This window comes from Roseateles asaccharophilus, assembly GCF_031458115.1.
In the GTDB taxonomy this organism is placed as follows: domain Bacteria; phylum Pseudomonadota; class Gammaproteobacteria; order Burkholderiales; family Burkholderiaceae_C; genus Pelomonas; species Pelomonas asaccharophilus_A.
The window spans coordinates 214406-234256 of the sequence record NZ_JAVDXV010000001.1 but is presented as its reverse complement, the minus strand read 5'-3'; the positions used below and the strand labels follow the sequence as shown (position 1 = coordinate 234256).

The window sequence follows — 19851 nt, the reverse complement described above, 5'->3', positions numbered from 1 at the left end:
CCGCGACCGGTCCGGGATAATCGCGGTTTTGCCACGAGAACCCGAGATAGCCATGAGCGACGTTCAGCAACGCATTGACGACCTGGTCAAGTCCAACCGCGTCATGCTCTTCATGAAGGGCACGGCCCAGTTCCCGATGTGCGGCTTCTCCGGCCGTGCCATCCAGATCCTGAAGGCCGCCGGCGCCACCGACATCAAGACCTTCAACGTGCTGGAAGACGAGGCCGTGCGCCAGGGCATCAAGGACTACGCCAACTGGCCCACCATCCCCCAGCTCTACATCGGCGGCGAGTTCGTCGGTGGCTCCGACATCATGATGGAGATGTACGAGTCGGGTGAGTTGCAGCAAGCACTCGCCGCCGCTTGATGACACAGCGGCTCGTCGTCGGGCTGACCGGCGCCACGGGCGCGGCATATGCCTTGCGGCTGCTACGCCGCGCCCGCGAACTGGGCGTCGAGACCCACCTGATCGCGACGCCCGCCGGCATCCTGAACGCCCACCACGAGCTGGGTCTCGATCGCTCCACGCTGGAGGCCGAGGCGGACCACGCCTACGCGCCCGGCGACATTGGCGCCTGCATCGCCAGCGGCAGCTTCACGACGGCCGCGATGGTCGTGGCGCCCTGCTCCATGAAGTCGCTGGCGGCCATCGCCCACGGCCTGGGTGACAACCTGCTCACGCGCGCCGCCGACGTGACGCTGAAGGAACGCCGCCGTCTCATCCTGATGGTGCGCGAGACGCCGCTGAACCTGGCCCACCTGCGCAACATGGTCGCGGTGACCGAGATGGGCGGCATCTGCTTCCCGCCGCTGCCGGCCTTCTATCACCACCCCAAGACCATTGACGAGATGGTGGCCGAGACGGTCGAGCGCGTGCTGGAGCTGGCGGGCGTGGCCTCGGCGCAGCCCAAGTCCTGGACGGGTCTGTAAGCCCCATCAGCCGGGCAATTCCGCCGCTGCTGCGGCTTTTGGACCCGCACCGCCACGGGGAAGATCGCTTCCCGATCTCGCTCCGTGGACTTGCGGTGTTATCCAACCTCAACAACTCCCTGCTCAGCTACCTGACCACACAGGGCCAGGCCGGTTCGACGACGAGCGGCAACACTGCGGGCGCGAGCACCAAGACCCAGCCGCTGTCGCAAGGGGCGCTGCAACGCGCCGCCAGCACGGCCAAGGCCTCCGGTGCCGTGCAGTCGCTGGAGAGCGGCCAGAAGACGCTGGGCAACGAGCTACGCGCCGCGATGGCCAAGGCCGGCGTCAAGCTGAGCGGCCCCGTCGAGTTCTCGGTGAAGTCCGACGGCAGCGTCAGCATCAAGGGCAGCGACGCCGACAAGGCCGCGACCCAAGCCTTCCTGAAGGCCGATACCAGCCAGCCCAGCTTTGCCAGCCGCATCGCCACGCAGGCGCGTGACGCGATGAAGCTGTCCACCAGCATCCAGCAGAGCGCGGCCATCTCGCAGGCCGCCAAGTCGGCCAAGACCTCCGGCGGCGTGATGTCGCTCTACACCTCGCTGATGCAGCAGACCTCGTCTACCAGCGTGGTGTTCTCGCTGTCGGCCAGCGGCAGCTCGCTGACCTACCCGGGTTCGCTGAAGGCCGCCGCCTGAGTCTCGCGTGGCGCCACACTCGCTGACAATCCAACCCAACATTGCATCAACGGAAGATGGGCGCAATGCGCTTCCGCCGATCTGGTACCCAAGAGAGAAGGAAGAAGGCGAACAGACAACTGCTGGCCGGCCTGAGCTCAGCGGCTGCGCTGCTCGGCTCGCCGGCCTATGCACGGGACTTGAACACGCTGGACGCCCGATTCACGATCTGCGCATGGGGCAAGCTCAAAGGCTGCGACCTGCTAGACGATCGTCGTTTGCAGCACCCATCCATCACATCCGACGAGCGAGCACTGGTCAGCGCGGTCATGGCTCGAGTGCAGCGCAAAGTCTTTGACCTCAAGTCGCTGGCCGCTGAATTCGGCGACCGGGCCATCGTCGATACGCAGACGCTGCCAGGCGCCACCATTGCCCTCTGGACGCGCGACACGCCGGGCTCTACGGACAAGACAACCATCGCTTTCTCGGGCGAGAAGGGCCTGATCCAGATCGCGGGCATCTCCGTTCCCGGCAAATACACGATCCGCTGGTGCAACGAGCCCGAGCCGGATTCCCCAGTTCGGAGATAGCGCGCCAATGACAGCATCGGGCACTCAGCCCGACGACGTCACAGCGCGTCTCATCAAGGCTTTTGCACCACCAGCCCGCGGCGCTCCAGCAAGGGCTCGATCCTGGGCTCGTGGCCGACGAGGTTGCGGAACAGCACCATCGCGTCCTCGCTGCCGCCGCGCGACAGCAGCTTGGCGCGCAACTGGTCGCCGTTGGCGCGCTTCAGGTCGCCGTTGGCCTTCAGCCATTCCACGGTGTTCGAGTCCAGCACCTCGCTCCAGATGTACGCGTAGTAGCCGGCCGAGTAGCCGCCCATGATGTGGCTGAAGTACGGCGTGCGGTAGCGCGGCGGCACCGGTGCGAAGTCAACGCCCTCCTCCTTCAGCACCTTGGCTTCGAAGGCCATCATGCCGTCGGCTGCGGGCATCTCGCCCGGCTTCAGCTGATGCAGGCGCTGGTCCAGGATGGCGGAGCCGAGATAGGACAGCGTCTTGTAGCCCTGGTTGAAGCGCTTGGCGCGCGACACCTTGTCCAGCAGCTCGCGCGGCATGGGCTCGCCGGTCTGGTGATGGCGGGCGTAGCTGGCCAGCACGCTGGGCGTGTCGGCCCAGACCTCGTTGACCTGCGACGGGTACTCGACGAAGTCGCGCGGCGTGCGGGCCAGGCTCGGGTAGCGGCTCTTGTTGAAGATGGCGTGCAGCGCGTGGCCGAATTCATGGAACAGCGTCTCCACCTCGTCCCAGGTCAGCAGCGTGGGCTGGCCGGCGGGTGGCTTGGGGATGTTCAGGTGGTTGGCCGAGACCGGCAGCGTGCCTTCCAGCGGGTTCTGGCTCACATAGCTGTTGGCCCACGCGCCGCCGCGCTTGCTGGGGCGGGCGTACAGGTCGGCGATGAAGATGGACAGCTGCTTGCCATCGGTGTCGAAAACGTCATAGACGCGCACGTCGTCGCGGTAGACCGGCAGGTCGGCGCGGCGCTTGAACGTGATGCCGTACAGCTGCTGGGCCGCGAAGAACACGCCGCGCTCCAGCACGCTGGTGATCTCCAGATAGGGCTTGAGCTGGGCCTCGTCGAAGCCGTACTTGGCGGCGCGCAGCTTCTCGGCGTAGTAGCTCCAGTCCCAGGGTTGCAGCGCGAACGTGGGTTGGCCCTTGGCGGCCTGGTCGGCGTCGATGAGCTTCTGCAGCTCGGCGGCCTCCTGCTTCGCGGCGGCGACGGCGGCCGGGGCCAGCTGGCGCAGCAGCGCGGTGGCGGCGGCCGGCGTCTTGGCGGTCTCGTCCTCCAGCACGAAGTCGGCCGGCGTCGCATAGCCCAGGAGCGCGGCGCGTTCCTGGCGCAGCGTCATCACGCGGGCCACGATGGCCGTCGTGTCGTTGGCATTGCCACGGCTGCCCCGCGCCACCGATGCGCGGTGCAGGCGCTCGCGCAGCGCGCGGTTCTGCAGCTCGGTCTCCAGCGGCTGGATGGTGGTGTTCAGCAGCGTCAGCAGGTATTTGCCTTCCAGGCCGCGCTTCTTGGCCGCATCGGCCGCCGCGGCGATCTGCGCAGCGCTGAGGCCGGCCAGTTCCTCGGCGCTGTCCACGACGATGGCCGAGTCATTGACCTCGGCCAGCACGGCCCGGCTGAAGCGCGCGCCCAGCGTCGCCAGCTCGGCGTTGATGGCCTTCATGCGCGCCTTCTGCTCGTCGTTCAGCTGCGCGCCGGCGCGCACCATGTCGCGGCGGTAGCGTTCGATGAGGCGCTTGGCTTCGGCATTCGGCGCCGCCTTGTCGCGGGCGGCGTACAGCGCCTCGACCCGGGCGAACAGCTTGGGGTTCAGCAGCACCGCGTCGCGCTGCGCGGCCAGCTTGGCGGCGTAGTCGCTCTGCAGCTGCTGGCGGGCCGGGTTGGTGTCGGCGCCGCCCAGGCTGGACAGCAGCGTGTTGGCACGGGCCAGCAGGCGGCCGCTCTTCTCCCACGCGACGATGGTGTTGTCGAAGGTCGGCGCGGCGGGGTTGTCGGCAATGGCCTGGATCTCGGCCAGTTGCTCGGCCATGCCGCGGTCCAGCGCGGGCGCGAAGTGCTCGTCCCTGAGCTTGTCGAACTGCGGGTAGCGCAGCGGCAGCGGGCTGACGGTCAGCAGCGGGTTGTCGCTGGCCTGCGCGCCGGCAAGGCCGGTGGCGAGCAGCGCGGAGAGAAGCAGAGGCGCGAAGCGTTTGGCAGCGGGCATGGGCGGCTTGTCTTGTGGACGAAACCGACAAGGCTAACCGCAGCGCCCGCCGCGGCCGGAAGCCATGTTTGTAAAGCCGGCTTTACGTCTGCCCGGGCAGCAGCCACTGCCTGCGGGCGCCGAACACCAGGTTGGGGTACTCGGCCCTGCCGCGGCTGCCGTTGTAGCGGCCCAGCGCGAGGAACAGGTCGCCCTTCTCGCGGTCCAGGTAGTGGCGCAGGATCACGCAGCCGAAGCGCAGATTGGTCTGCATGTGGAACAGGCTGGCCGCGTTGCCGTCGCCGATGCTGCGCGTCCAGAACGGCATGACCTGCATGTAGCCGCGCGCGCCGGCCGTGCTGATGGCGTACTTGCGAAAGCCGCTCTCCACCTGGATCAACCCCAGCACCAGGCTGGGCTCCAGGCCCGCGCGCTTGGCCTCGTACCAGACGGTCTCGAGGAACTCGATGCGGATCTGCGCCTCGGTCTTGCGCTTCTTCAGCCGCTCGCTCATGGTGCCCAGCCAGCGCAGGTAGGCCATGCGGGAGTCGACGTCGTCGAAGCGCGGCCGCGGCGGCGCCGCCTGCGCGATGGCGCTGCTCAGCACCGAACGCACCGAATCGATCAGCGGTTCTTCGATCTGGGCACCGGCCCGCGCCGTCAACGGTGCGGCCAGCAGGCCCAGCACCGCCGACCGACGAGTCAGGCGCTTCAAAGCTTCAGCAGGCCCTTCAGGTGGCCCACCACGTCGCCCACGGCCACCTTGGTGGCGGCCTCGTCTCGTCGGCCCTGGTACTCGACCTGGCCTTCCTTCAAGCCCCGGTCGCCCAGCACCACGCGGTGCGGCACGCCGATCAGCTCCCAGTCCGCGAACATCGCGCCCGGGCGCTCGCCACGATCATCCAGCAGCACGTCGATGTCCAGCGCCTTCAGTTCGCCGTAGAGCTTGTCGGCGGCGGCCTTGACCTCTTCGCTGCGGTCCGCGCCGATGGGGCAGATGACGACCGTGAACGGCGCGATCGCATCCGGCCAGATGATGCCGCGCGCGTCGTGGTTCTGCTCGATGGCCGCGCCCAGGATGCGCGTCACGCCGATGCCATAGCAGCCCATCTCCATCAGCTTGGGCTTGCCGGTCTCGTCCAGGAAGGTCGCGTTCATCGCGGCCGAGTACTTGGTGCCGAGATAGAACACATGGCCCACCTCGATGCCACGCTGGATGGCCAGCACGCCCTTGCCGTCCGGCGACGGATCGCCAGCGACAACGTTGCGGATGTCGGCCACCAGATCGGGCTCGGGCAGGTCGCGGCCCCAGTTCACGCCGGTCAGGTGGAAGTCCACCTCGTTGGCACCGCAGACGAAGTCGGCCATGTGGGCCACGGTGCGGTCGGCGATGACCTTGACGTCCTTGGCGCCGATGGGGCCCAGGTAGCCCGGCTTGCAGCCAAAGCGCGCCTCGATCTCGGCCACCGTCGCGAAGCGGAATCCGCCCTTCAGGCCTTCCAGCTTGCCGGCCTTGACTTCGTTCAGGTCGTGGTCACCACGCACCAGCAGCAGCCAGACCTGGCTCTTGACGATGTTGCCTTCCTTGTCCGTCTCGTCGGTGGCCAGCACCAGCGACTTGACCGTCTGCGCCAGCGGCAGGCCCAGCAACTCGGCAACGTCGGCGCATGTGGCCTTGCCGGGCGTGGGCGTCTTGGTCAGCGCCTGCGCGGCGGCCGCGCGTTCGCCCTGCGGCGCAAGCGCCTCGGCCAGTTCGATGTTGGCGGCGTAGTCGCTGGTGGGGCAGTAGATGATGGCGTCTTCGCCGGTGTCGGCAATGACCTGAAACTCGTGCGAGCGGTCGCCGCCGATGGCGCCGGTGTCCGCGGCCACGGCGCGGTACTCCAGGCCGAAGCGGTCGAAGATCTTGCAGTAGGCCGCGTACATGTTGTCGTAGCTGCGGCCAGCGGCGTCCACGTCACGGTCGAAGGAGTAGGCGTCCTTCATCGTGAACTCGCGGCCACGCATCAGGCCGAAGCGCGGCCGGCGCTCGTCGCGGAACTTGGTCTGGATGTGATAGAAATTTTTCGGCAGCTGGCGGTAGCTGCGCAGCTCCTGGCGCGCGATGTCGGTGATGACTTCTTCGCTCGTCGGCTGCACGATGAAGTCGCGGCCATGGCGGTCCTTCACGCGCAGCAGCTCGGGGCCCATCTTGTCGAAGCGGCCCGTCTCCTGCCACAGCTCGGCGGGCTGGATGACCGGCATCAGGCACTCCACCGCGCCCGCTGCATCCATCTCCTCGCGGATGATCTTCTCGACCTTGCGGATGACCCGCAGCCCCATCGGCATGTAGTTGTAGATCCCCGCGCCCAGCCGCTTGATCATGCCCGCGCGCATCATCAGCTTGTGGCTGACGATCTCGGCGTCGGCCGGCGCTTCCTTGAGGGTGGAGACGAAGAACTGGGAGGCTTTCATGGGCGTGGCAAAAAACGAAGGCCGGGTGAAAACCCGGCCAAGTCAGGGCAAAACGAGGCGATCTCTCGGGGTTATTCAGGGCGGTTCCGCAACCGCGGCCCGATGCAATAATCGAACCAACTAGAGATTCGAGGTTGATTATGCTCGACCGTGAAGGCTTCCGCCCCAACGTCGGCATCATCCTGCTCAACCAGCGCAACGAGGTGTTCTGGGGCAAGCGCATCCGGACGCATTCGTGGCAGTTCCCGCAAGGGGGCATCAAACACGGCGAAACGCCCGAGCAGGCGATGTACCGAGAGCTCCACGAAGAAGTGGGGCTCACGCCAGAGCATGTGCGCATCCTGGCCAGGACGCGTGACTGGCTGCGCTACGAAGTGCCCGAGCACTTCATCCGGCGCGACGCACGAGGCCACTACAAGGGCCAGAAACAGATCTGGTTCCTGCTGCAGATGATGGGTCGCGACTGCGACATGAACCTGCGCGCCACCGACCACCCCGAGTTCGACGCCTGGCGTTGGAACGAGTACTGGGTGCCGCTGGAGGCCGTCATCGAGTTCAAGCGCGGCGTCTACGAGATGGCGCTGACGGAACTGGCTCGCTACCTGCCGCGCATCAACCACCACAACCGCTACCTGCGTGCCGGCATGCGCCCCAGCCACCGCGGTGAGGGCCGCAACAGCGGCCCCATGCCGCTGGAAGCGACGTCGACACCGCCGGACGGCGAACCGACGAGCTGAACTGGGTGAAGGTGCTCCTACCGGAGCACCAGATTGTCTCGGTGGATAAGCTCTGGCTCTGCCGCATAGCCCAGCAGCGACTCGAAGTCCGCTGACGGCTTGCGCGCGATCAGGCGCGCTTCGGCGCCCGAGTAGTTGGACAGGCCGCGCGCCAGCTCGGTGCCGTCGGGTGACAGCACGGCGATGACGTCGCCACGGTGGAAGTCGCCTTGCACCTCGGTGACGCCGATGGGCAGCAGGCTCTTGCCTTCACCGCGCAGCTTGGTGACGGCGCCGGCGTCGATCTTGACCGCACCGCGCATCTGCAGATGGTCCACCATCCACTGCTTGCGCGCCTGCAGCTTGGGCGTGGCGGCCAGCAGCGCCGTGCCGATGGCCTCGCCGCGCGCCAGGCGCAGCAACACGTCGGGCTCGCGCCCCCAGGCGATGATGGTTCCCGCGCCGCTGCCCGCGGCGCGTTTGGCGGCGAGGATCTTGGTGATCATGCCGCCGCGGCCAATGCTGGAGCCGGCGCCACCGGCCATGCGCTCCAGCTCCGGGTCGCCGGCCTGGGCCGTGTCGATGAAGCGGGCGGACGGATCCTTGCGCGGGTCGGCGGAGTACAGGCCGCGCTGGTCGGTCAGGATGACCAGCGCATCGGCTTCGACGAGGTTGGCCACCAGCGCACCCAGTGTGTCGTTGTCGCCGAACTTGATCTCGTCGTTGACGACCGTGTCGTTCTCGTTGATGACTGGCAGCACGCGGTGCGCCATCAGAGTCAGCAACGTGGAGCGCGCGTTCAGGTAGCGCTCACGGTCGGCCAGGTCGGCATGCGTCAGCAGCACCTGGGCGCTGTGCAGGCCGTGGGCGCTGAGCTGGCTCTCGTACATCTGCGCGAGGCCCATCTGGCCGACGGCCGCTGCGGCCTGAAGTTCGTGCAGTTCCTTGGGCCGCGTGGCCCAGCCCAGGCGCTTCATGCCCTCGGCGATGGCGCCACTGGAGACCATGACCAGCTCGCGCCCCTCATTCGCCAATGCCGCCAGCTGGCGGCTCCAGTTCGCAATCGCCTCGGCATCAACGCCGCGGCCCTCGTTGGTGACGAGGCTGGAACCGACTTTGACAACGATGCGGCGCGCGCTGGACAGCAAACTCATGCGGTGGGATCGGGGGTATCGAAACGGACGTCGCGCTCTTCGATGACGCGCTGCTCGGCGGCGACGTGGTCGTAAATCGCGTGGATCAGCGGCTGGCAGCCCTCGCGGGTCAGTGCCGAGATCTCGAAGACCGGGCCCTTCCACTTGTAGCGCTTGACGAAGTCCTTCACGCGCGTGGCGCGCTCTTCCTCGGGCACCATGTCCAGCTTGTTGAGCACCAGCCAACGCGGCTTGGCGTGCAGCTCGGGGTCGTACTTCTTCAGCTCCGCGACGATGGCCTTGGCTTCCTTGACCGGATCGACCTCGGGGTCGAAGGGTGCCAGGTCGACCACATGCAGCAGCAGGCGCGTGCGTTGCAGGTGACGCAGGAACTGGTGGCCCAGGCCGGCACCTTCCGCGGCGCCCTCGATGAGGCCGGGTATGTCGGCCACGACGAAGCTCTTCTCCGGCGCGACGCGCACGACACCCAGGTTAGGGTGCAGCGTCGTGAACGGGTAGTCGGCGATCTTGGGTCGGGCGTTGGAAACGGCCGTGATCAGCGTGGATTTGCCCGCATTGGGCTGGCCCAGCAGGCCCACGTCGGCCAGCACGCGCAATTCCAGGCGCACCTTCTTGATCTCGCCCGGCCAGCCCGGCGTCTTCTGACGCGGCGCGCGGTTCGTGGAGGTCTTGAAGTGCAGGTTGCCGAAACCGCCGTCGCCGCCCTTGCAGAGCAGGATGCGCTCGCCCGGCTCCAGCAGTTCACCAATGACGGACTCGGTTTCGAGGTCCGTGATGATGGTGCCCACCGGCATGCGCAGCACGATGTCGTCGGCGGCGGCGCCGAAGCAGTCCGAGCCTCGGCCGGCCTCGCCATTGCGTGCCTCGTGGCGCCGTGCGTAGCGGTAATCGATCAGTGTGTTGAGATTTCGGTCGGCCTCGGCCCAGACGCTGCCGCCCTTGCCGCCGTCGCCACCGTCGGGGCCACCGAACGGAATGAACTTTTCGCGGCGAAAGCTCGCGCAGCCGGCACCACCGTTACCGGCGGCGACATCGATGGTGGCTTCGTCAACGAATTTCATGGCGGGCTGCCATCGTAATGGCTGGGTTGCGTCAGGTCGCGCCGTCGTGTGGCGGGCCAGACTTCAGAAATGACAAAGCCCCGGCTGGCCGGGGCTTGGAAGTTCGGGCGATGGAATCGCCCGTGATGGCCTGCGATTAAGCGGCCAGGGGGGACACGACGACGGTCGAGCGGTTGTTCTCGCCCTTGACCGTGAAGGACACTTCGCCGTCGATCAGTGCGAACAGCGTGTGGTCCTTGCCGATGCCGACATTGGTGCCGGGGTGGAAGCGCGTGCCGCGCTGACGCACGATGATGGAACCAGCCGAAACGACCTGACCACCGTAGACCTTGACGCCCAGCATCTTGGGCTTGGAATCGCGGCCGTTCCGTGTGGAACCGCCGCCCTTTTTCTGTGCCATGAGTTAGCTCCTAGAAATTAGCGAAAGACGACTGGATCAGCCGTTGACCGCGCTGATTTCCAGCTCGGTGTAGTTCTGGCGATGGCCCTGGCTCTTCTTGTAGTGCTTGCGACGGCGCAGCTTGAAGATGCGGACCTTGTCATGCTTGCCGTGGCTGACGACCTTGGCGCTGACGGTGGCGCCGGCGACCAGCGGAGCGCCGACCGTCAGACCATCCCCGCTGCCAATGGCCAGCACTTGGTCGATGGTGACCTCAGCGCCGACTTCCGCGTCGAGCAACTCGACCTTGATCTTTTCGCCGGCAGCAACCTTGTATTGCTTGCCGCCAGTCTTGATGACTGCGTACATATTCATCCTTCCGCACCCTGAGGGTGCATTCACCCAACTCCCGCGGCCAGCATTGCCAGCCACTCTCGTCGAGCCTTTTTGTCGATTTATTTCTCTCCGCAAGCCGAACGCAGGACGCACGAGATGCAAGGAGCCCGCGAGTATACCCTGAGCGATTCTCGTCAGCAAGCGCCGCCGAGCCAGGGTCGTGCAAGCCTCGTCGCGTCGTTCAGCGTCGGCGCCGGCCCGAGAGGGGCGAACGCCGTTTCTATAATGCCCATCTCCCTAGCTTGAGAGTTCAGAGTGCGCGTCGAGACAGCCTCGCCCCCACCCCAAGTTGCCGAGGCTCTCGACCTGCTGGCCGAAGAAATGGCCCAGGTCGACGGCGTCATCGCCAAACGATTGAGTTCCGATGTCGCACTGATCGACCAGATCGCGCATTACATCGTCCATGCGGGCGGCAAGCGAATGCGGCCCAAGCTCGTGCTGCTGTTCGCAAATGCGCTGGGATTCGATCAGCCTGCCCGCTTCGAACTGGCTGCCGTTGTCGAATTCATCCACACGGCCACGCTGCTGCACGACGACGTCGTTGACGAGTCGTCGCTGCGCCGCGGCAAGCCCACCGCCAACGCGTTGTTCGGCAATGCGGCCAGCGTGCTGGTCGGCGACTTTCTGTATTCACGCGCCTTCCAGATGATGGTCTCGGTTGACCGTATGCGTGTGCTGGAAGTGCTGGCAGAGGCGACCAATGTGATCGCCGAGGGCGAGGTCCTGCAGTTGATGAACATGCACGACCCGGACATCACAGTCGAAAGCTATCTGCGCGTCATCCGGTTCAAGACCGCCAAGCTGTTCGAGGCCAGCGCGCGTCTTGGCGCTGTGCTGGCCAACGCATCGCCGGACGTTGAAGAGGCTTGTGCCGCCTATGGCCGCGCACTGGGCACTTCTTTCCAACTCATCGACGATGTGCTGGACTACGAGGGCGACACCCACGAACTTGGCAAGAACATTGGCGACGACTTGCGCGAAGGCAAGACGACACTGCCGCTGCTGATCGCGATGGAGCGCGCGACGCCTGATCAGCGCGCACTGTTGCGTCACGCCATCGAGGAGGGCGAACTCGAGAAGCTGCAAGAAATCGTCGCCATCGTGCGCTCCACCGGCGCCCTCGAGTCCACGCGCGAAGCGGCTCGCACAGAGGCTCGGCACGCCAGCGACAGCCTCAAGCTGCTGCCTCGCAATATGTGGACAGAATCTCTGCTAGAATTCGCAATTCAGTCGGTTGAGCGACATTCCTGAAATCCTCAGGGTCACGCACAGCAGAAGACATCGGGGTGTAGCTTAGCCTGGTAGAGCGCTACGTTCGGGACGTAGAGGCCGGAGGTTCGAATCCTCTCACCCCGACCAAGTCTTCCCCTCGGGACGAGGGTTCTTCGACTGCGACGCAAGGAGTGCGTCAAACGCCACGCTTGGCGACCGGCATCCTGCCGTTATCCCTTGGAATCGTTTGCCGCCGGGCGTGTACATGACTGGCACAATCGACGGACTTCGTCTGTCGTCGCCAACATACCGCACGTGGAAACCACGCTCGTCGAGCCGCTCCAGTCCGCACTCTCCGGGGTTGCGCGCATGCTTGTGCATGCCGGCAAGCTTCAGCCCAAGGCCGCTGAAGACCTGGTCAAGCAGGCTCGCGACAAGAAGACCAGTTTCGTCAATGCGGTGATCACCAGCGGCCAGGTGTCGCCCGCCGATCTGGCGCACACGCTGTCCAGCGCGCTGGCGCTGCCGCTGCTGGATCTGTCGGCGATGGACCCGCAGCGCATGCCGCAGAACGTCATCGACGCGAAGCTGGCGCAGCAATATCAAGTGGTCGCGCTGTCCAGGCGCGGTAGCCGACTGTTTGTTGGCGGCGCAGACCCGACCGATCTCGAGGTTATAGAGCGCATCAAGTTTGCGACGCAACTGCAACCCGAGTGGGTCATCGTCGAGCATGACAAGCTGACCAAGCTGCTCTCGGCCAGTGGCGCCACCGCGTCCGAGACGCTGGAGAGCATTGCCGGCGGCGACTTTGACTTCGACATCGCCGAGGAAGACGCGACGCCACAGCAGGAGGCCGCCGAGCTCGCCGACGTCGAGGACGCGCCGGTCGTACGTTTCCTGCAGAAGATGCTGGTGGATGCAATCAACCTGCGCGCGTCCGACCTGCACTTCGAGCCTTACGAGTTTCACTATCGCGTCCGGTTCCGCGTCGACGGTGAGTTGCGCGAGATCACCCAGCCGCCGATCGCGATCAAGGACAAGCTGTCATCGCGCATCAAGGTCATCTCCCGGCTGGACATCGCAGAGCGCCGCATCCCTCAAGACGGACGCATGAAGCTGAAGTTCGGCAGCAAGTCCATCGACTTCCGCGTCAGCACGCTGCCCACGCTGTTCGGCGAAAAGATCGTTATCCGTATCCTGGATTCGTCCTCGGCCAAGCTGGGTATCGATGCGCTGGGCTACGAGAAGATCGAGAAGGACCGCCTGCTGGCTGCCATCTACCGCCCTTACGGCATGGTGCTGGTGACGGGCCCGACAGGCTCCGGCAAGACGGTGTCGCTGTACACCTGCCTGAACATCCTGAATCAGCCCGGCGTCAACATTTCGACGGTCGAGGATCCGGCCGAAATCAACCTGCCCGGCATCAACCAGGTCAACGTCAACGACAAGGCCGGGCTGAACTTCTCGGCCGCGCTGAAATCCTTCCTGCGCCAGGATCCGGACATCATCATGGTCGGTGAAATCCGCGACCTGGAAACCGCCGACATCGCCATCAAGGCCGCGCAGACCGGCCACATGGTCATGTCCACGCTGCACACCAACGACGCACCCAAGACGCTGACGCGTCTGCTGAACATGGGCGTGGCACCGTTCAATATCGCATCCAGCGTGTTGCTGATCACGGCCCAGCGCCTGGTGCGTCGGCTGTGCGAGAACTGCAAGCAGCCGGCCGACTACCCTCGCGATGCACTGATCAAGGCCGGCTTTGTTGAAGAGGATTTCGACGGCAGCTGGAAACCTTATCGCGCCGTCGGTTGCAGCAATTGCACAAACGGTTACAGAGGCCGCGTCGGCCTTTACCAAGTGATGCCCATCACGGAAGACATCCAGCGCATCATCCTCGCTGAGGGAACGGCGATGGACATCGCCGAGCAGGCCAGGAAGGAAGGCGTGCGTGACCTGCGCCAGTCTGGCCTTATCAAGGTGAAAGTCGGCGTCACGACGCTGGAAGAAGTCTTGTCCGCCACCAACGAATAAGTAGACGCGAGGAGATCGCATGGCCACGGCCACCGCTGCAGCAAAAGGCGTCAAGGACTTTGTCTTCGAGTGGGAAGGCAAGGACCGCAACGGCAAGATCGTCAAGGGCGAACTGCGCGCGGGTGGCGAAGCCATGGTCAGCGCCACGCTGCGTCGTCAGGGCATCCTCGTCAACAAGGTCAAGAAGCGCCGCTCCAGCGGCGGGTCATCGATCAAGCAGAAGGACATCGCGGTCTTCACGCGGCAGATCGCCACGATGATGCGTGCCGGCGTGCCTCTGCTGCAGTCTTTCGACATCGTCGCCCGAGGCAGCACCAATCCGCGGCTGACCCGGCTGCTCAACGACATCCGGCAGGATGTCGAGACTGGCACCAGCCTGTCCTCGGCCTTCCGAAAGCACCCGATGTACTTCGACGCGCTGTACTGCAACCTCGTCGAAGCCGGCGAAGCAGGTGGCATTCTGGAAGCGCTGCTGGACCGCCTGGCCATTTACCAGGAGAAGACGGTTGCGATCAAGAACAAGATCAAGTCTGCACTGACCTACCCGATCGCGGTCATGGTCGTCGCCTTCATCGTCGTCGCGGTCATCATGATCTTCGTCGTGCCGGCTTTCAAGGACGTGTTCCAGTCCTTCGGCGCCGACCTGCCCGCACCGACTTTGATGGTCATCGCGATGTCGGAATTCTTCGTTGCGTACTGGTGGGCCATCTTTGGCGCGCTGGGCGGCGGCGTCTACTTCTTCATCCAGAGCTGGAAGAGGTCCGAGAAGATGCAAAAGCGCATGGACCGCATCTTGCTGAAGATTCCTGTCTTCGGGGCCCTGATGTACAAGTCCGCCGTGGCTCGCTGGACGCGCACTTTGTCGACGATGTTCGCGGCCGGCGTGCCATTGGTTGAAGCACTGGACTCCGTCGGCGGCGCCTCGGGCAATGCCGTATTCGCAGAGGCCACGGAGCAGATCCAACGGGACGTATCCACAGGCTCTGCACTCACCACATCGATGCAGACGACCGGGATCTTCCCGACCATGGTGCTGCAGATGGCCTCCATTGGCGAAGAGTCGGGCTCGCTGGACCACATGCTGGCCAAGGCGGCCGAGTTCTATGAGGACGAGGTGGACGAAGCTGTGAAGGGTCTGTCGGCGCTGATGGAGCCCATCATCATCGTCTTCCTGGGCGGCCTCATCGGCGGCATCGTGGTCGCGATGTACCTGCCCATCTTCAAGTTGGGCCAGGTCGTGTGAGGAACTGGTGCCGCGACGCCCGCGTCGCGGCGGCCTGACCGTCAAAAGCGGTTAGATTCGGCGCCGCTTACTGCCCCATCGCGCCTACACCATGCCCATAGCCTCCATCGACTGGTCCCTCTGGCTCTCGCCCTGGGTGTTGGGCGTTCTGGGCCTGTGCATCGGCAGCTTCCTGAACGTCGTGATCCACCGGCTGCCGCAGATGCTGGAACGGCAATGGCTGCACGAGTCCGCCGCGCAGCTCATCGACGCGCCCACGATGGCCCGCGTCGCGCAGTGGTCGCAGGCCCAGACGGAGAAGCTGGCCAAGGACGTTGACGCCTACGGCACGCGCATCGAGGAACTGCCGCCGCTGAGCATCTCCCGCCCCCGCTCGCGCTGCCCGCATTGCGGCCACCAACTGCGCTGGCACGAGAACCTGCCACTGATCGGCTGGCTGCGCCTGGGCGGCAAATGCGCCGCCTGCAAGGCCCCCATTTCCGCGCGCTACCCCGTCATTGAGGCCGTAACCGGCCTGGCCTTCGCGGCGTTGTCGTGGCGCTTCGGTGCCCAGCCGACCACGCTGCTGTGGTGCGGTTTCGTGGCCGCGCTGATCGCGCTGGCGATGATCGACTGGGACACGACGCTGCTGCCCGACGTCATCAACCAGCCGCTGCTGTGGGCCGGCCTCATCGCGGCGCTGATGGGCTGGACCATCCCGCTGGACAAAGCGTTGATAGGCGCGGTGGCCGGCTACCTGTCGCTGTTCTCCGTCGCCTGGCTGTACGAGCGCCTGCGCGGCCAGATCGGCATGGCGCCGGGTGACTTCAAGCTGTTGGCTGCGCTGGGCGCCTGGCTGGGCTGGCCCATGCTGCTGCCGGTCATCCTGGGTGCGTCCGCCGTCGGTGCCGTCGTGGGTGTGCTGATGAAGCTGTCGTCCAGCCTGCGCGAAGGCCGCTACGTCCCGTTCGGCCCTTTCCTGGCCGGCGGTGGCCTGGTGGTGCTGTTCGCGGGCCAGCAGACCGTGCTGGGCTGGCTGGGCTGGGCATGACCCGATGAGGGTGGGCCTCACCGGCGGCATCGGCAGTGGCAAGAGCACGGTGGCGGGCTTTCTGCGGGAGGCCGGGGCGGCCATCGTGGACACCGATGCGATCTCGCGCAGCCTGACGCAGCCTGGCGGCGCGGCCATGCCGGCCATTGCCCAGCAGTTCGGCTCCCACTTCGTCACCGCGGACGGCGCGCTGGACCGCGACCGCATGCGCGCACTGGCCTTCTCCGACAGCGATGCGAAGCGCCGCTTGGAAGCCATCCTGCACCCGCTGATCACCGCCGAGGCGCTGGCTCAAGCGGATGCCGCGAGCACCGCCCTGGTGGTGTTCGATGTGCCGCTGCTCGTCGAGTCGGGCCGCTGGCGTGCACGCGTCGCGCGCGTGCTGGTCGTCGACTGCCGCACGGAGACACAGATAGAACGAGTGCTGCAGCGCCCGGGCTGGACGCGTGAACGCGTTGATGGCGCGCTCGCGGCCCAAGCCAGCCGCGAGGCCCGCCGGGCGGCGGCCGACGCCGTCATCTTCAACGAGGGGCTGACGCTGGAAACCCTCAGACACAACGTTCGTAGCCTGGCCGCTACCTGGGGCTGTGAAACAATGGCCACGCCCTGATCGCAGTCCATCCCGAGGCACCCTTTGGTCCTGTACGAATATCCGTTCAACGAGAGCATCCGCACGATGCTCCGCCTCGAACACCTGTTCGACCGCTTCGGCGCGCTGATGGCGCGCGAGACCACGCTGGATCACCACTTCGCGCTGGTCACGCTGTTCGAGATCCTGGATGTCGCGTCACGCGCTGACCTGAAGAGCGACCTGCTCAAGGAACTGGACAAGCACAAGGCCCAGTTCAACAGCTACCGCGGCAGCCCCGGCCTGGACGAATCTCGGCTGGACGAAGTCGTCGCCCGCATCGACGGCGCCTTCCAGCGCCTGAACGCGGTGAGCGGCAAGACCGGCGTGGCGCTGACCAGCAACGACTGGCTGATGAGCATACGCAGCCGCATCAGCATCCCCGGCGGCACCTGCGAGTTCGACCTGCCGGCCTACTACCACTGGCAGCAACTGCTGCCGGTGCGCCGCCGCAAGGACTTGATGAGTTGGGCGCAGTCGCTGATGCCGCTGGCCGAAGCCCTGCAGGTGCTGCTGGGCCTGCTGCGCGATGCCGGCAGCCCGCACAAGGTCGCCGCAACCGCGGGCCAGTTCCAGCAGAGCCTGCCCGCCGGCCGCGTCTACCAGCTGCTGCGCATGCGGCTGGACCCCAGCCTGGGTCTCATCCCCGAGATCTCGGGCCATCGCCTGATGGTGTCCATCCGGCTGATGCGCCAGGACGAAGAAGGCCGGCTCAAGCTGGCCGCCGAGGACACGGGCTTCGAATTGACGTTGTGCGCATGAGTGAGGCGAAGCCCAAGGAACGCATCGTGCGCTGCCCGCAGTGCAGCGGCGACAGCGTGTTCGCACCCAGCAACCGCTGGCGGCCGTTCTGCAGCGAACGCTGCCGCCAGATCGACCTGGGCGCTTGGGCCAGCGAGTCCTTCCGCGTGCCGGCCACGCCGCCGCAGGATCCGGACGAATCCGGACCCGGAGAAGTCATGCATTGAGCAGCCGGCGCGACACCAGCTCGCGCCGCGCGCTCGCGGCATCGGTGAACAGGAAGGCCTGCCAGTCCCGCGCCAGCGCCGCGTCGACGTTGGCGGGATGGTCGTCCAGGAATAGCAGGTCCTGAGGCTGGGCCTCGAAGCGCCGCTCGGCCATCGCGAAGATCTCGGCGCCCGGCTTGATCTGCTTCGTGCGCCCCGAGAACAGGCCGGACTCGAACCACTCCTCCAGCGGGTAGGTCCGGCTCAAGTGATCCGCGTAAGGCTCGGGCATGTTGGACAGGAAGTGCAGCGTGTGCCCCGCCGCCTTCAGGTCGCGGATCAGCACCACGGTACCGGGAATAGGCATCAGCTCATCCGGCACCGCACGCACGACGGTCTCCACCTCGCCGCGCGACCAGCCGGTCCGGGCGGAGATGCGCCGCACCACCTCATTCGCGCCAATCAAGCCCTGGTCGAACAGGCCCCAGTCGCCGCCGTACTGCTGGAAGAACATCGCCGCCGCCTGGGCGCCCTGCTCCAGCGTCTCGATGCGATGCGGCAGGACGCGCGCGAGGAAGCTGGCGGGATGCCAGCGGAACACCACGCCACCGAAGTCGAAGACGATCTTCATGCGGCGGTCAGGCGCTGCAACAGGCCGGCCGTGGAGCCATCCAGGCCCGCGGCGTCGCCACTCTCCAGCCGCGGCAGCAACTGGTTGCACAGCGCCTTGCCCAGCTCCACGCCCCACTGGTCGAAGCTGTTGATGCCCCACAGCGCGCCGGTGACGAACACGCGGTGCTCGTACAGCGCGATCAGCGCGCCCAGCGAGCGCGGCGTCAGCGCGTCCAGCACCAGCGTCGTGCTGGGGCGGTTGCCCGGGAAGCTGCGGTGGCGCGACAGCACGTCGCGGTCCAGCGTCGCCGAGGCGGTGGGCGCCTTCTCGGTCAGCGCCTCGGCGGCCGTCTTGCCCTGCATCAGCGCCTGGCTCTGAGCGAGGCAGTTGGCCAGCAGCTTGCGGTGCTGGTCGGCCAGTTTCTCGGCCAGCTCGCCGCTGGCGCCATGGTTGGGGCGCTTCACGGCGATGAACTCGACGGGAATCACGTCCGTGCCCTGGTGCAGCATCTGGAAGTAGGCATGCTGGCCATTGGTGCCGGCCTCGCCCCACACGACGGGCGACGTGCCAATGGACAACGCGTTGCCGTCCAGGTCCACACCCTTGCCGTTGCTTTCCATCTCCAGCTGCTGCAGATAGGCCGGCAAGCGGCGCAGGCCCTGGTGGTAAGGCGCGACGCTGCGGCTCGTGAAGCCGTGGAAATTGCGGTACCAGATGTCGATCAGGCCCAGCAGCACAGGCAGGTTCTGCTCCAGTGGAGCGGACGCGAAATGCTGGTCCATCGCATGCGCGCCGGCCAGCAGTTCGCGGAAGTTGTCGGCGCCAACGGCGACGGCGATGGGCAGGCCGATGACCGACCACAGCGAGTAGCGGCCGCCCACCCAGTCCCAGAAGCCGAAGGCCGTGTCGATGCCGAAGGCCGCGGCGGCCGCCGTGTTGCTGCTGGTCGCGACGAAATGGCGCGCGACATCGGTGCCACCGGCGGCCAGGAACCAAGCCTTGGCGGCCTGCGCGTTGGCCAGCGTCTCCTGCGTCGTGAAGGTCTTGGACGCGATGACGAACAGCGTGTGCTTCGCGTCCAGACCGGCCAGCACGGGCGCGAGGTCGTGCCCGTCGACGTTGGAGACGAAATGCAGCTTCAGGTCACGGCGACCAAAGGCCTGCAGCGCCTGGACGACCATGGCCGGGCCCAGGTCGCTGCCGCCGATGCCGATGTGGACCACGTCGGTGATCTGGCCGCGCTCACCGCGGCGCACGCTGTCGGCAAAGGCCAGCATCGCATCGAGCGACGCCTGCACCTCGGCGTTGAACGGCGCATCGCTGCCCGCCGGCGCGCGCAGCGTCGTGTGCAGCACCGCACGGCCTTCCGTGTGGTTGACCGGGTCACCGCGCAGCAGCGCGTCGCGGCGGGCTTCCAGCCCGCAGTCGCGCGCCAGCTTCAGCAGCAGCGCCAGCGTGGGCGCGTCGATGCGGTTCTTGGACAGGTCGGCGAAGACCTCGGGCGCCTCGAACGACAGCGCACCGAAGCGGCCCGCATCGGTCTTGAAGGCGTCGCGGATGTCGAAGCCGCGACCACTCGCGGCGTAGTGGGCTTGCAGTTCGGCCCAGACGGGAGAGAGGTCGCAGCGGCTCGTCAT

The 19851-nt window shown here is 66.2% G+C and carries 21 protein-coding genes and 1 tRNA gene; 13 read left to right on the top strand and 9 right to left on the bottom strand.

What is annotated here, in order from left to right; translation table 11 throughout:
• Positions 1-52: 52 nt before the first annotated feature.
• The 4 genes from grxD to J2X21_RS01080 all read left to right on the top strand — a co-directional run bounded on the left by grxD (position 53) and on the right by J2X21_RS01080 (position 2176).
• Positions 53-367: a Grx4 family monothiol glutaredoxin gene (gene grxD / locus J2X21_RS01095; RefSeq protein WP_310323806.1), complete on the top strand. Its 315-nt coding sequence runs from the start codon at positions 53-55 to the stop codon at positions 365-367.
• Positions 367-930: a UbiX family flavin prenyltransferase gene (locus tag J2X21_RS01090; protein WP_310323803.1), complete on the top strand. Its 564-nt coding sequence runs from the start codon at positions 367-369 to the stop codon at positions 928-930. Before grxD ends, J2X21_RS01090 begins: the two co-directional genes overlap by 1 nt.
• Before the next feature lie 95 nt (positions 931-1025).
• Positions 1026-1607: a hypothetical protein gene (locus tag J2X21_RS01085; RefSeq protein ID WP_310323800.1), complete on the top strand. Its 582-nt coding sequence runs from the start codon at positions 1026-1028 to the stop codon at positions 1605-1607.
• 65 nt (positions 1608-1672) lie between these two features.
• Positions 1673-2176, top strand: a complete 504-nt coding sequence (locus tag J2X21_RS01080; protein WP_310323798.1) for a hypothetical protein — start codon at positions 1673-1675, stop codon at positions 2174-2176.
• A 53-nt stretch (positions 2177-2229) separates the two neighbouring features.
• On the opposite strand, the gene J2X21_RS01075 is transcribed toward J2X21_RS01080, so the two are convergent.
• From J2X21_RS01075 to J2X21_RS01065, 3 genes are all read right to left on the bottom strand, one after another.
• Positions 2230-4365, bottom strand: coding sequence for a M3 family metallopeptidase (locus J2X21_RS01075; RefSeq protein ID WP_310323796.1), 2136 nt, complete (start codon positions 4363-4365; stop codon positions 2230-2232).
• Positions 4366-4447: 82 nt separating this feature from the next.
• Positions 4448-5059: a lytic transglycosylase domain-containing protein gene (locus J2X21_RS01070; RefSeq protein WP_310323793.1), complete on the bottom strand. Its 612-nt coding sequence runs from the start codon at positions 5057-5059 to the stop codon at positions 4448-4450.
• The gene (locus J2X21_RS01065; protein WP_310323791.1) at positions 5056-6798 is read right to left on the bottom strand and encodes a proline--tRNA ligase; all 1743 of its coding nucleotides are present in this window, start codon (positions 6796-6798) and stop codon (positions 5056-5058) included. The genes J2X21_RS01070 and J2X21_RS01065 overlap by 4 nt, the downstream gene beginning before the upstream one ends.
• 140 nt (positions 6799-6938) lie before the next feature.
• Between J2X21_RS01065 and J2X21_RS01060 the strand changes: the two genes are divergently transcribed.
• Positions 6939-7535, top strand: a complete 597-nt coding sequence (locus tag J2X21_RS01060; RefSeq protein ID WP_310323789.1) for an RNA pyrophosphohydrolase — start codon at positions 6939-6941, stop codon at positions 7533-7535.
• A gap of 17 nt (positions 7536-7552) precedes the next feature.
• Here J2X21_RS01060 and proB read toward each other — a convergent pair whose 3' ends face one another.
• The 4 genes from proB to rplU all read right to left on the bottom strand — a co-directional run bounded on the left by proB (position 7553) and on the right by rplU (position 10477).
• Entirely contained in the window at positions 7553-8668 is a 1116-nt protein-coding gene (gene proB, locus J2X21_RS01055) for a glutamate 5-kinase (RefSeq protein ID WP_310323787.1), read from the bottom strand.
• Positions 8665-9729: a GTPase ObgE gene (gene obgE / locus J2X21_RS01050; protein ID WP_310323785.1), complete on the bottom strand. Its 1065-nt coding sequence runs from the start codon at positions 9727-9729 to the stop codon at positions 8665-8667. Before obgE ends, proB begins: the two co-directional genes overlap by 4 nt.
• A gap of 136 nt (positions 9730-9865) precedes the next feature.
• Positions 9866-10129, bottom strand: a complete 264-nt coding sequence (gene rpmA / locus J2X21_RS01045) for a 50S ribosomal protein L27 (protein WP_310323782.1) — start codon at positions 10127-10129, stop codon at positions 9866-9868.
• A gap of 36 nt (positions 10130-10165) precedes the next feature.
• Positions 10166-10477, bottom strand: coding sequence for a 50S ribosomal protein L21 (rplU, locus tag J2X21_RS01040; RefSeq protein WP_310325418.1), 312 nt, complete (start codon positions 10475-10477; stop codon positions 10166-10168).
• A 348-nt stretch (positions 10478-10825) separates the two neighbouring features.
• Here rplU and J2X21_RS01035 point away from each other — a divergent pair, with 348 nt between their 5' ends.
• The 8 genes from J2X21_RS01035 to J2X21_RS01000 all read left to right on the top strand — a co-directional run bounded on the left by J2X21_RS01035 (position 10826) and on the right by J2X21_RS01000 (position 17622).
• Positions 10826-11755 (top strand): polyprenyl synthetase family protein, encoded by a 930-nt coding sequence (locus J2X21_RS01035; protein ID WP_310325415.1) that lies wholly within the window; start codon positions 10826-10828, stop codon positions 11753-11755.
• A 31-nt stretch (positions 11756-11786) separates the two neighbouring features.
• Positions 11787-11863: transfer RNA gene (locus J2X21_RS01030), tRNA-Pro, on the top strand.
• Between the two features lie 222 nt (positions 11864-12085).
• A complete protein-coding gene (gene pilB, locus J2X21_RS01025; protein WP_310325412.1) occupies positions 12086-13753 on the top strand; it encodes a type IV-A pilus assembly ATPase PilB in 1668 nt (555 codons plus the stop codon).
• Positions 13754-13772: 19 nt separating this feature from the next.
• Complete coding sequence (locus tag J2X21_RS01020) at positions 13773-14996, top strand: type II secretion system F family protein (RefSeq protein WP_310323781.1); 1224 nt, start codon at positions 13773-13775, stop codon at positions 14994-14996.
• A gap of 91 nt (positions 14997-15087) precedes the next feature.
• Entirely contained in the window at positions 15088-16026 is a 939-nt protein-coding gene (locus J2X21_RS01015) for a prepilin peptidase (protein WP_310323779.1), read from the top strand.
• Between the two features lie 4 nt (positions 16027-16030).
• Positions 16031-16636, top strand: coding sequence for a dephospho-CoA kinase (coaE, locus tag J2X21_RS01010; RefSeq protein ID WP_310323777.1), 606 nt, complete (start codon positions 16031-16033; stop codon positions 16634-16636).
• Between the two features lie 24 nt (positions 16637-16660).
• Positions 16661-17416: a cell division protein ZapD gene (gene zapD, locus J2X21_RS01005; protein WP_310323775.1), complete on the top strand. Its 756-nt coding sequence runs from the start codon at positions 16661-16663 to the stop codon at positions 17414-17416.
• A complete protein-coding gene (locus tag J2X21_RS01000; protein ID WP_310323773.1) occupies positions 17413-17622 on the top strand; it encodes a DNA gyrase inhibitor YacG in 210 nt (69 codons plus the stop codon). Before zapD ends, J2X21_RS01000 begins: the two co-directional genes overlap by 4 nt.
• Here J2X21_RS01000 and J2X21_RS00995 read toward each other — a convergent pair.
• Together J2X21_RS00995 and pgi are read right to left on the bottom strand one after the other, a co-directional pair.
• On the bottom strand, positions 17612-18232 hold the full coding sequence (locus J2X21_RS00995) for an HAD family hydrolase (protein WP_310323771.1): 621 nt from the start codon (positions 18230-18232) through the stop codon (positions 17612-17614). The two genes, J2X21_RS01000 and J2X21_RS00995, sit on opposite strands and share 11 nt — an antisense overlap.
• Complete coding sequence (gene pgi / locus J2X21_RS00990; protein WP_310323769.1) at positions 18229-19851, bottom strand: glucose-6-phosphate isomerase; 1623 nt, start codon at positions 19849-19851, stop codon at positions 18229-18231. Before pgi ends, J2X21_RS00995 begins: the two co-directional genes overlap by 4 nt.